This window comes from Streptomyces sp. NPDC002206, assembly GCF_053593595.1.
In genome coordinates, this window is the sequence record NZ_JBSFCW010000068.1 from 1 (window position 1) to 11,414 (window position 11,414).

8 protein-coding genes, 1 pseudogene and 1 CRISPR repeat array are annotated in these 11,414 nt (G+C 68.3%); of the genes and pseudogenes, 1 reads left to right on the forward strand and 8 read right to left on the reverse strand.

The annotated features are described in order from the left end of the window. Positions 1–145 (forward strand): annotated as a pseudogene (locus tag ACWCP8_RS40450) (IS5/IS1182 family transposase); the annotation flags it as partial. A 1,744-nt stretch (positions 146–1,889) separates the two neighbouring features. Here the strand turns inward: ACWCP8_RS40450 and ACWCP8_RS40455 are convergent. The 8 genes from ACWCP8_RS40455 to casA all read right to left on the reverse strand — a co-directional run bounded on the left by ACWCP8_RS40455 (position 1,890) and on the right by casA (position 11,092). Further along, positions 1,890–2,771, reverse strand: coding sequence for a site-specific integrase (locus ACWCP8_RS40455; protein WP_451121509.1), 882 nt, complete (start codon positions 2,769–2,771; stop codon positions 1,890–1,892). Between the two features lie 254 nt (positions 2,772–3,025). Beyond that, positions 3,026–4,577: direct repeats of the CRISPR family, unit length 29 nt; unit sequence GGGACCATCCCCGCGGGTGCGGGGAGCAG. Between the two features lie 93 nt (positions 4,578–4,670). After that, on the reverse strand, positions 4,671–5,027 hold the full coding sequence (gene cas2e, locus ACWCP8_RS40460; protein ID WP_451121511.1) for a type I-E CRISPR-associated endoribonuclease Cas2e: 357 nt from the start codon (positions 5,025–5,027) through the stop codon (positions 4,671–4,673). Next, positions 5,024–5,998: a type I-E CRISPR-associated endonuclease Cas1e gene (gene cas1e, locus ACWCP8_RS40465; RefSeq protein WP_451121513.1), complete on the reverse strand. Its 975-nt coding sequence runs from the start codon at positions 5,996–5,998 to the stop codon at positions 5,024–5,026. The genes cas2e and cas1e overlap by 4 nt, the downstream gene beginning before the upstream one ends. 4 nt (positions 5,999–6,002) lie before the next feature. Further along, entirely contained in the window at positions 6,003–6,773 is a 771-nt protein-coding gene (cas6e, locus tag ACWCP8_RS40470) for a type I-E CRISPR-associated protein Cas6/Cse3/CasE (RefSeq protein ID WP_451121515.1), read from the reverse strand. After that, positions 6,773–7,492: a type I-E CRISPR-associated protein Cas5/CasD gene (gene cas5e / locus ACWCP8_RS40475; protein WP_451121517.1), complete on the reverse strand. Its 720-nt coding sequence runs from the start codon at positions 7,490–7,492 to the stop codon at positions 6,773–6,775. The genes cas6e and cas5e overlap by 1 nt, the downstream gene beginning before the upstream one ends. Then, a complete protein-coding gene (cas7e, locus tag ACWCP8_RS40480) occupies positions 7,489–8,691 on the reverse strand; it encodes a type I-E CRISPR-associated protein Cas7/Cse4/CasC (RefSeq protein ID WP_451121519.1) in 1,203 nt (400 codons plus the stop codon). The genes cas5e and cas7e overlap by 4 nt, the downstream gene beginning before the upstream one ends. After that, entirely contained in the window at positions 8,688–9,395 is a 708-nt protein-coding gene (casB, locus tag ACWCP8_RS40485) for a type I-E CRISPR-associated protein Cse2/CasB (RefSeq protein ID WP_451121521.1), read from the reverse strand. The genes cas7e and casB overlap by 4 nt, the downstream gene beginning before the upstream one ends. Further along, positions 9,392–11,092: a type I-E CRISPR-associated protein Cse1/CasA gene (casA, locus tag ACWCP8_RS40490; RefSeq protein WP_451121523.1), complete on the reverse strand. Its 1,701-nt coding sequence runs from the start codon at positions 11,090–11,092 to the stop codon at positions 9,392–9,394. Before casA ends, casB begins: the two co-directional genes overlap by 4 nt. Between the last annotated feature and the right edge of the window lie 322 nt (positions 11,093–11,414).

The window sequence follows — 11,414 nt, forward strand, 5'->3', positions numbered from 1 at the left end:
CTGGGTCGTGGAAGCAGCCTTCGCCCTCCTGCACTGGTTCCGCCGACTGCGCATCCGTTGGGAGATCCGCGCCGACATCCACCAAGCCTTCCTCAGCCTCGGCTGCGCGATCATCTGCTGGCGACGCCTGACAGCCTCTTTTTGATCTGAGTCCTTAGAAGGCGCCTGGTGCATGCGGTGCAACGGTGTTCTGACCTGCCGTGTTGCCGGGGCAGCACCTACCGGCTTCCAACTTCTACACGCATTCGACTGTGGCAGGCCGAGAGAAGCGCTTCACTGGTCTCGTGGAACTCGTTGAGCGACCGATCAAGTGGGTCCAGCAGAAGCATGCTGCCGGCACGGAGTCTTATCAACAGCGCTGCGCTTGGGGTGCTCCTTGTAGCCGCGAAGCGAGTTGGAGCGTTCATGTGAAGGACAAGGGCGGCGACAGCTGGTGGGCTGTCTGCGAGGAGCACCGTGCCTCGTCAACGGTCTTGAACGCCATGCATCCTGCTGAGTAGCACGCGGTTCAGGAGGGCGCTCGGGGTGTCAGGTACCTGCCTGGTCAGAGGCCCTATCCGGTCAAGTCCACGGATGATCCACGGGCGGGCGATGTACACGGGCGTGCTCAACTCAGTGGTGCCGACTGGGCCGCAGCCGTCGTCATCTGGCTCCGATCGTGAGCAGCCTCAGCGGCCTGGAAATCGGGACACGCCGAGCAGGACGCTTCCAGTACTGAAAAAAACAGCAGAGGCCGCTTCCCGTGAGCACTTGACCGAGCCCATGAGGCACAGGACGCAGGACCTGGGCTCGCTCCCATGGATGGATCCATCCGGTGAGAAGTGCGGCCACACCACTTATCGCTACAGCCAGAGCAAACGCGATGAACGCGCCCAGCACCACATACTGCATCGCGCCTCCCCGGGGCCATCGTGGCACACCAGCACGCCAGGGCAGGAGTCCTTCCACCGCGGAAGCGGTGCAGCCGTCACTTGCTGAGCCCCTCAAATGTCCGACCATTCCATGGTCGGCCGGACAGGACCTAGCTGCCAAGGCACGCTTTGATCTGTGGGCTCATCCTTATCAGGTCGATCATGGGATGTCAGCGACATCGGTCGATCGCTTGAAGTCCTCGGACGGTGGTTCGCCGGGGTCCAGGGCTGATCGCCGAAGTTCGTGCCTGTTGGTGTCAGCCGTTGGTGTCAGGCGCTGGATGCCCTCTTGACAGAGCCGCCCGCTGCATCAACGAACCCCACTTCCGGCGAGGACTCGAGCAGTACCTGGCCGCCAGCAAGCAAAGCGCGATCACCGGCCTCGACCTCGAGCCGAACGATGTCCTCCTGCCCTACCCGACGATCAACTTGACGGGCGCGCCCCGCTCTCAGTTGCTGAGCCGCAGCCCCTGAGCGGGCACGTTCCAGGTAATTGAAGATCGACACGTCGCAAGACCGCAGGAGCCTGCCTCCACGCCTGCGGTCCCCGCGGCATGCCCGCATCCCGACCCCCGGTCCGTTCCGACGCGGACCGCCGCGCTTCCCAACGGCCCGGCAGGCTGACTTTCACACAAGCAGGAGCTCAAACGACGAGATCCCGGTCAGACGGTGACCGTCTGACCGGGATCTCGTGAACCGTTCCGAGATGAACCCGTGAACGGCCCAGACGTGCGGGAACCGGGGCTCGAAGCGGGCCGGGATCCGGTCGGAGGTCCGCTCGAAGACCGTCGCCCAGGCGGTGAATCGACCGCCGCCGTTCTTCACCGCCAGCAGGCATGAACCACCCTCCGGGGATACCAGGCGACGCCGCTCGGCCGGAGTCAGTGACTCCCAGGGGCGCCAGACCCCGTTGATCAGCCCTCCCCGGGCGTCCGGTTCGGTCACCCTCAGTGGTTCACCCCATCGCCGCGGCGGCTGTCAGAGTGAGCCCTCCGTCGTGGCAGCCCGGTCCAGCTCGACATAATCGTGCAGCCCGGCCAGGGCCTCGTAAGAGGTCCACGTGGTGCGGAACTTCTTGCCCTTGGTGATTCCGGCCGGCACCGGGAACGGAATGGGAACCGCGGTCGGTTCCGGCGGCAGGGCGGGGATCTCCCAGGGCAGCAGATAGGTGAACTCCTGCAGCCGCATCCCGGTGGCCAGCGCGTGATCCCCGACCGCCGCGTTGCGGGTCAGCTCCCGCCCGTGGAAGCCGGTGTCCTGCGAGCCGTCTGGCGCGAGCCCGCGCAGTCCGTTGCGGAACAGCTCGGTGAAGTCCGGCTCCAAGTACTTGATCGTCACGTGCGGCTTCGGGGTGCGGCGGACCGCCAGATTCACCTTCACCTCCCGGCCGGTCCCGGCGAACAGGGCCCGCGCGGCGCGGCAGGTGAACGGCTCGGCCGTCGCGCACTCCTCGTGTATCGCCCACCGGTAGAACAGCGACAGGATGCTCATGTGCTGGCCCCACGTCGCCGCCGCGAACGGGGCCTTCAACGGGCCCGCCGCCCGATGCTCGGCGTACCGGCTCAACGCAGCCTTCAGCCGTACCCGCGAGTCGAACAGACCCAACCCGTGCTCGGCCAGGAACTCCAGCCACTCCTTGACCACCCGCGCGTAGTTCTCCCACGAGCTCGGAGCTGGCGCCCCGCTGGACGGGAGTTCACGCAACCACCGGTTCACTACCGCCGTCGGACGCGGCGCGGCCGGGCCGTCCTCGAAGCGCAGGTCGTCGTCTATGAGTACGGGCATCCCCTCGGGGATCAGCGGCCGATGCTCGATGTCCCAGGACTGCCAGCCCCGAGACGAGAAGAAGTTCAGAATCATGAGTGGCGACACACCATACGCCTCAGCGCAGCCCAAACCCCCAGGCCATCACCCCAGTTGGAGTCAATCGCCACAACCATCCCCGCGGGTGCGGGGAGCAGATCAACGGCGCGAACCTCTCCGGCAGCCAGGCGGGACCATCTCCGCGGGTGCGGGGAGCAGCCCGCGCTGGTGGCGGTCTTGCTGCAGATGTTGGGACCATCCCCGCGGTGCGGGGAGCAGTTGCCGGCGCTGAGCGAGCCGAAAATGCTCGCGGGACCATCCCCGCGGGTGTGGGGAGCAGGCCCGGACGTCGCCGCCTGCGGGGACGACGTAGGGACCATCCCCGCGGGTGCGGGGAGCAGCGGCCGCCGTAACCCTCGATGCTGGTGTCGTTGGGACCATCCCCGCGGGTGCGGGGAGCAGAGCTCTTCCCGCGCTTCTCTGCGTACGCCACTGGGACCATCCCCGCGGGTGCGGGGAGCAGTTGACGGCGCCGCCAAGGTTGTTGAACAGCCGGGGACCATCCCCGCGGGTGCGGGGAGCAGTTTTCGCGGAAGCGGAGGAGCGGACGCGCAGCGGGACCATCCCCGCGGGTGCGGGGAGCAGTACGAGACCGGGCTGGTCCACCACACCGCGGAGGGACCATCCCCGCGGGTGCGGGGAGCAGGTCAACGCGCTCGCCGGGGCCAACGACAAGCAGGGACCATCCCCGCGGGTGCGGGGAGCAGATGCGCATCAGGCCCTCGATGGCGTCCACATAGGGACCATCCCCGCGGGTGCGGGGAGCAGCGATCTACACCGCAGGCGAGAAGGCGCTCACCGGGACCATCCCCGCGGGTGCGGGGAGCAGTTGAATTCCCACGTATTCTGGCCGCCGAACCCGGGACCATCCCCGCGGGTGCGGGGATGGTCCCGTCGCCAACTGCGAAGTACGGCGGGGCGGGACCATCCCCGCGGGTGCGGGGAGCAGACTGCGCGAGCATGCGCCAGGGGGCACGAGGTGGGACCATCCCCGCGGGTGCGGGGAGCAGTCAGGGCGTACCGGGAAGAGGAAGAGTCCAAGGGGACCATCCCCGCGGGTGCGGGGAGCAGTGGATGTCCTCGATATCGCGGCAGTAGGCCACGGGACCATCCCCGCGGGTGCGGGGAGCAGGAGAACAAGCTGTGGTCGCTCAGCCGGTAGCAGGGACCATCCCCGCGGGTGCGGGGAGCAGCGGTCGCTGTCGACGACGAGCAGCTGCTCACCGGGACCATCCCCGCGGGTGCGGGGAGCAGACCCCAACCGCAGCTGACCACCAAGAACCGGAGGGACCATCCCCGCGGGTGCGGGGAGTAGAGCGCATCGTTGTGATCCGGCATCTCATGAGCCGGACCATCCCCGCGGGTGCGGGGAGCAGCTCTAACAGTCCAGCGCCGCGTCGTGCAGAAAGGGACCATCCCCGCGGGTGCGGGGAGCAGCCGGCGTGCCCGGGGAGCTGGCCCTGGAGCCGGGGACCATCCCCGCGGGTGCGGGGAGCAGGCGCTGGCCGCCGTCGTCTCCGCCGTCGCCCTGGGACCATCCCCGCGGGTGCGGGGAGCAGGGTGCGGGTGCCGCTGCGGTGGCTGTCGCCGCGGGACCATCCCCGCGGGTGCGGGGAGCAGACGAGCTGCTCGTCGACGACCGTGGGCGGCATGGGACCATCCCCGCGGGTGCGGGGAGCAGCCCGTGACCTACAACGCCCTCAACCGCGACCTGGGACCATCCCCGCGGGTGCGGGGAGCAGCGGCGCATCGCCTGCTCCCGGTCGGTCGTCACGGGACCATCCCCGCGGGTGCGGGGAGCAGACTCCGCGACCTGCGGTTTTAGCGCGGGCGCGAACGGTTCTGGAGTACTTTCATAGATTCCGGCAAATAACCTGAATAATGCATTGTCGGCATTCATGCCCTCCCGAAGCGGCGCCGCTTGGATGCTTTGCTCCAGCCCGTCTTCGGGCCATCGCTGTCCTTCCGCGGTGCTGCCTCAGCGTTCGGACGACGAATCAGCGTCAGTCCTTCATGGTCGATCGGGAGCCAACTGTGTTCGTGGGTCCGGAAGGTAAAGCCCTGCTCGTTGTTCGTCGTATGGGCAAGCAGCGCCCTTCCCTGGCCCGCGTACAGCTGTACCTCGTCCCACAGCACGTCGCGAATTCTTGCCGATGGGTTGCCGATGAAGACGCCTGCGGAGATCTCGAGCAGCCAGCGGGTGAGGAACCCTCTCAGACCGACGGGGCAGTTCGTGAGGACGATCACGGTCACCAGAGCATCGCCTCGTCCTCATCGCTGTCCGTCGTGTCCCCGTAGTTGCGGCCGGCTGCAACCTTGCGGTCTCCGTCGCTCTGGAGCGTGACGACATCCTGGTCGCCGGAGACTGCGGGGCCTGGGCCGTCCTGCAACAGGAGTCTTTTGATGTCGTCCACGCAGCGGTCCAGCAGGGACGTTTCGTTGATGCGGTCACGCAGGGCTCTGCGGGTGCGGGAGGCCACGTCCTCTTCGTCTTCCGCGGCGATGTCGAAGGCCAGGGGAATGCCGATTTCGGTCTTGTAGAGGTCGGCAATGTCGAGGACGAAGGACAGTTCGTGGCCGGAGTGGACGAAACCCAGCGCAGGGCTACAGCCGAGGGATGCCACGACCGCATGGGCGATGCCGTACATGCACTGGGCGGCGGCGGTGATGGCCTGGTTGACCGGGTCGCCGGCGGCGAAGTCACCTGGGGTGTATTTGCGGCCGTGCCATCGGATTCCGGTGCGGGCCGCCTGGGCCCGGTAGCAGTCCTTGACGCGGCGGCCTTCGCGGCCGAGGAGTCCATGACGGGTGAGCCCGGCCGGGTCCTCGTCGGGGAACCGCAGCTGGTACATGGCGCGGGCGACGGCCAATCGGCTGCGGACGTTCGCCCACTGCATGGCCTGGGCCTCGGCAAGCGCGGATGAGCGGGTCAGGGCGCGCCCGCCTGCGTAGTAGCGCACGCCTTGCTCCCCTACCCAGGCGACGGCGGCGCCGGTTTCTCTGAGGACGGTCATTGCCTGGTGTGTGATGCGGGTGCCGGGGCCCAGGAGCAGGGTGCCGATGGTCGCCGACGGAATGTGGGTGGTGCCGTCGGCGTCCTCGGCGGTGATGGCATTGGCGTCCCGGTGCACTGTGCAGCGCTCCAGGTAGATGAAGGACAGCCGTTCACCGGTGCGGGTGAGGTGGCGTGGGGTGAGGGCAGTGCGCTGGGAGACCGTTGTCACTCTTTCACCCCGTGCTGGTGAGTGGTGCCAGGGTGATGAGGCCGCAGCCGTACGCCTTCGCCTTGCCGATCCCTTGTGTGAGGGTGCTGCGCAGCGCGGCGGGGTCGGTTACTTCGAGACGGCCGTCGAAGGTGACCGTCACAAGGCTGACGGACCTCCCACGGGTGCCGGCGCTGCGGGACTTGTCGAAGGACAGGTCGCGTTTGTCACGGACGGTCAGTTCGTACTGGTCCCCAGGGTGTTCGTACTTCTTGAACGTCGTTCCGCCGGGCAGCAGTCGTTTGCCGTCCGGCTTCTCGAGGATGCGGAAGCCTCCGCGCTCCTGGCGGTCCAGGAGCCACGCCATCTGATGCACGGGATTGAGATGGGCGGTGCGCTTTTTCGGCTCGTCCGCCTTGCGGCGGATGTGGTGGACCGGGTTGGCGGTCAGCCGGAATGCCCAGCTCTCCCCCGCGGTCAGACGGTCGAGGAACGGGGCGTACGGCCTGGTCTGCCAGCCGGGAGTCTCCGGGTCGGTGGCCGCCGCGGGCCAGCCGGCCTGCTCCACGAGGTGGGTGAGGTCGGGCCGGGCCGGGCTGACGATGTACAGCAGCACCTCGGCCCGCGCGTTCTGGTCGAGCCGCCACAGCACTCGTGGTCCCTCGGGGGCGGCCGTGTCTGTGGGGAGCAGGCCGGGGAACGACGCCATGACTGCCGCGTGGAGCACCTGGGGGGAGGAGAGCAGGCGGCGGGCGCCGGGGCGCGCGGTGTTCACACGGAAGCGGGTCAGGAACATCAGGCGCTGTCCTCCAGGGCCTCGAACGGGTCGTGGCGGGGATGCCGGGGTGCGGCAGCTGGGTTGGGGATGTCCACGGTCCTGCTGACCACGGTGCGCAGGGCGTGCCGGCGGTGTTCGGCGGCGAAACTGAGGGGCTGGTCGCGTTGGAAGTCCGCGTCGTGTTCGTCCTCGTTAGCCTCGCGCAGGACGACGAGGGACACCGTGGCGTCTCGGTGGTGCTGTCGGCGGTACCAGGGGGCCGCCTGCCATGGTTCGTCCGTGAGTGCCTGGTGGAGTGAGACTCCGTCGTAGAGCCCGAGTTCGACCGGGTGGGCTGGTGGGCAGGAGCGGCGGCCCAGGAACGGCGGGTACACCGGTGCGCGCAGGGCGGCGTGCAGGGTGGTGAGCAGTGCCCCGTCGCCCTCGAGGGCTGCGACGAAGACTGCGTCGGCGAGGTAGAACCGCTCGGACAGCGGCATGGAGGTACCCGTGACGCCGTGGTGTGCAGTCTGGAAGTCCCGTACCCGGGTGCCTGGCTGGTCGATGCGTACGCCGAAGTGCAGTGCGCCCAGGCTGGCCAGGGCTTCGTCGTCGCCGCGTTCGATGCCGGAGGCTGCGGCGAGCATGCCGATCACGCCGCTCTTGGTCGGCGCGGACTCGGTGATACGGCGGGTGAAACGGGCGGAGGCCCCCCAGGACTGCAGGGGGCCCGCCAGTCGCAGGGTGAGCACGCTCATGCGGGCTTCTCCAGGCGCTCGGCGACGGCCTGGCCGATCGAGGTGACGAGCTCGTTGATGCTCGCCGATTCGGTTCCGATGCCGGCGAGTTTCTGTGTGTTCGGGCCGACGCGGAGCACCCATGTGAGGGTGGAGTCCTCGTTTCCGTAGGCCCGCTCGATGTCGGGGATGTACTCCGCCAGCCGTGCGGATGCCTCGGACACGTGGCCGCCCTGGTTGCCGCGGACGGGCTCCTCGAAGGCGGCGACGAAGCTGATGGGGCGGGTGGTGCGAAGCTTGACGATCACGGCGTCAGGGAGCGTGTGGTGACCGAAGGTGTTGATTTTGCCGGTCGGCAGCGACTCGGTGAAACCGCGGACGAAGGCTTCGACGGCGCGGCGTACCGGGGTGGTGCGTGACTCGTCTTCGTGCAGTCCTTCGCCGAGGTTGGCGGCCAGCTGATGGACGCCGAGGGCTGCGTAGCGGTAGAGGGTTGCCGAGTTGAAGTCGACGGTGCCGATCATTCCGGCGCCCGGCTCGGTGTCCTTGTTGTGGTCGTCGACGGCCGTGAAGTAGTCGGACTCGTTCTCGACCCGGTGAACGCTGATGGCATGGGCGACCTGGACAGCGGCGTCAACGTTGATGTCGGCGGAGTCGGCGACCATACGGCCGAACAGTGCGATGTCCACGGAGTGGCGGGTGTCGGCGATCTGCTTGGCCCGGGCCTTGTTGTCCTTGTCCTTCAGGAACGCCTTGATGTCCGCGGCTCCTTCGACGGCGAGACGGGCGAGTCCGTCGAGCTGGCGGGCGCTGAGGAACATGAGGTACTTGGACTGGGGTACCGGCTCCGCCGCATCGTCCTCGGCGCCTTCTTTCGCAGAGCCCTTGCGTTTGGGTGCCTCGATCTTCAAGCCCGTGGCGACGATGACCTCGGCCGCCAGCTTCAGGGCGTCGGCCTGCCCCTGTGAGGGGTCGGCGTCGCAGATGTGGTCGGCGAGGACCTCGACGACCTTCTTGGTGCGCACGCCCAGTTCGCTCGGGTCGAGGAGGCTCTCGGCCTTGAAGTAGTCCCGGGTGGCCTTCTTCCATGCCTGGCTGGAGACTCGGGCCCGCGGCACTCCCCCGTACACCGCGGTCTTCGGGGCACCGGTGTCGTCCCGGTTCAGGTTGCTGGGCGGGACGGTCTGCAGGGCGTGCACGTCAAGGTAGAAGCGGGTCACGAGGTGTCCTTGTCGGTGTGGGTTGTGTCAGTGGTGTCGGTGGTCGTGGCCGGGGCGCCGACGGGTGTCTGTTCCCCGGTCTTCTGGTCCTCTTCGTGCCAGGCGTGGAACGACCGGCCCCATTCCCTGCGTACGTCGTCCGGACCGCCGGGCTGCTGCCAGCGGTAGAGCTGTCCGGCGAGCAGCGCGTAGTCGAGCGGGAACTGGTCGCGGCGCAGCAGCAGGACGATGTCCCGCAGGCGCTGGGCGAGGGCGGTCAGATCCGGTGCCGTTCCGGCTCGGACCAGGCGTTTGCGCAGGGGTTCGTCGATCTCGCCCGGCTTCATCATGCGGCGCACGGCGGCGCCTACTCCGCGCGGCTTTCCGCGGCTGCCGCTCTGGTGCATTTGGGCCTCGCGGCGGGACTGCTGGTGCAGGGCCCACAAGGTGAGGGCCACGTGCAGGGCATCTTCGGCGCAGACCAGTTCCCTCTCGCTCAACGTGCGGGCGCCGTTGTGCGGTTCGTGCAGCGGGGTGGTGTCGATGAGGTTCCACAGGTCGGGGAGCTGTCCGGCTTCGCGGCCCGCACCTCTGCGGAGCCTGGCGAGGGCGGCAACGGCCGTGGCCTCGTCGGCCAGATATCCGCGCTGGAGTGCGGTGATGCGTTCGCCGGCGAGTTGTTCGACGCGCCGGCGGACGGTGGGCGGAGCGGTGGCGGTCGTCATGCGTGCACCTTCGTGGCGGTCTCGGTCACCGGGGCACTGTCTGCGCCCGATGGCTGGTCGGGAAGATTCGGGTGGCCCAGGGACCTGTCCAGGCGGGATCGGAACCACTTGCCCGCGAGAGCGGAGTTGAGCCACTCGGTGCCGTTCTTGACCGTGATGGTCCGGCCTTGCCATGCGGCGTCTCCGGCCTCGGTGATGAGCCGGTCGCCGAGCCTGCCCACGATCCGGTGCACCCGGCGCTGCCATTCGGTGCGCTGCTCGTACGGGTCGCCATGGCCGGCCAGGTCGGCCAGCCACGTGCGGTACGCAGTGTCGAGTGCTGCAAATCCGAGATCGCGTGCCGTGGCACCGGGTCCTTCGGTCTCGGTGCCGGCGGCGCGGGCGAGGTCCGTGGCGAGGTCGCCGAGTGCCTTGACGGCGTCGTCGGCATCGGTGACGGCGCCGACGGCCTGCTCGGCGAACTCTCGTTTTTGCTGGTGGAGCAGGACCACCGCCATGGAAATGTGGTCATCGACGACCTCGTCGATGACGGACTGCTGCGTGCCGTACTGGGCGCCGACGATCCGGGCCCGAACGAGGAAGCCTTCCTCCAGCTCGCCTTCTGTCACCAGACGCGCAATCCACTCGAGGACTCTGGGCCGCAGATAGCTCGCGGCTTCCGCGCCCTGGGACGCCTCGGTCCGGTCGGCGATCAGGGAGGCGATCCCCCGCCAGGCGGAGCGGGCCGGGTCGTGTTCGCGGGGCATGTAGACCAGGGGTTCGCCATGCTTCTTCTCCTGCGCAGCACTGCGCCGCCAGGCGGTCATCGGCTCGTAGACGTGCTTGTTGCGCGCGGTGAGCGGGTCACCGTAGCCAAGGACCACGCCGTGCACGCCGTCGGCGTCTGCGTGCAGGAGCAGGCGCCGCGACTGCCAGGTGTACAGGTCACGTACGCCCGTGGGCGGACGCTTCGGACTTTCGCCCGGCCCGCACGCCTCGCGCCGCCAGGCAGGAAGGTCGTGGTCGCCGTCGGAACTCAGGCCGGGGGTGTCGGCCGGAGCCACGAGGTTGAGCAGGAGGGTTTCCCGCAGTGTGTGCCCCTCTGCGAAGACTCCTCCGAGATTGCCGGCCCAGCCGACTCCGAGCGGATACACCTTGCCGCCCTTGACCCGGTCGTCGTCCACGACACCGGTCTTGATGCCGGAGGTGTCGTAGGCGTGTGTGTGGACGACCCAGCGGGCGGCCTCGGCGAACGTGAGCCGGTCGACGGTGGGCATCCGGGAGCTGAAGAAGGGTTCCCCGTTGGGGACATCGGCCACGATGCGGTTGAGTGCGAAGACCTCGTTCTTCGCCGTGTGCAGCCCGGCAACCTGGAAGAACGGTGCATGGGCATCGAGCAGGTCGAACCGGGGGCGGTGTTCGTCGAGATAGGCGGCCAGGGGCGCGAAGCAGTTTTCATCCGCCCATAGATCTGCCCAGTGCTCGGCGTCTCGTGGCCCGTCGAACGCGTCGTGGGCCAGGGCGAGCAGCAGGCGCAGCAGGGCGAATTCCTGGGTGGGCAGGTCCCCGACGAGCCGGCGCAGGGTGCCGGCCTGTTCGAACACCTCGCGCAGCGACAGTTCGTCCTGGGCACCGTCCTGTCTCAGCACCGGAATCCAGGGCTGTGTGGTCAGGTCGAACGACAGCGCGCCCGCTGTCTCATCGCTTGTGTCAGGCACTGCTCACCTCAAGTCCGTCGCTCTTGCTGTACCGGAGGGTGAAGCCTGCCAGGTGGGTCTGACAGCCCGCGACGAACGGACGGACCAGCGGCGCCAAATCGCTGGCCTCTGCGGGCCTCGGCCTGGCCCAGGTGGATGGCCTTTTAGGCAGGCCATCCATCGCGGCGCAGTCGGTGCGTCTTTGCGGAACTGCCTTATGACCTGGGGCAACTCGTTGATTTCTGCTAAGACCGACCGGCAAATGGATCACTTGAGGCGTCGGGTGCTCGGGCGGCTGTCCCAGCGGTAGCGGCTGGTCGCGCGTCGAATGAGCATGCGGAGC

What these genes read in the sequence shown, in the direction of transcription:
- cas6e (WP_451121515.1), bottom strand. Translation starts at nt 6,773, where the DNA reads ATGTTCCTGACCCGCTTCCGTGTGAACACCGCGCGCCCCGGCGCCCGC.
- casB (WP_451121521.1), bottom strand. Translation starts at nt 9,395, where the DNA reads ATGACGACCGCCACCGCTCCGCCCACCGTCCGCCGGCGCGTCGAACAA.
- cas5e (WP_451121517.1), bottom strand. Translation starts at nt 7,492, where the DNA reads ATGAGCGTGCTCACCCTGCGACTGGCGGGCCCCCTGCAGTCCTGGGGG.
- ACWCP8_RS40455 (WP_451121509.1), bottom strand. Translation starts at nt 2,771, where the DNA reads ATGATTCTGAACTTCTTCTCGTCTCGGGGCTGGCAGTCCTGGGACATC.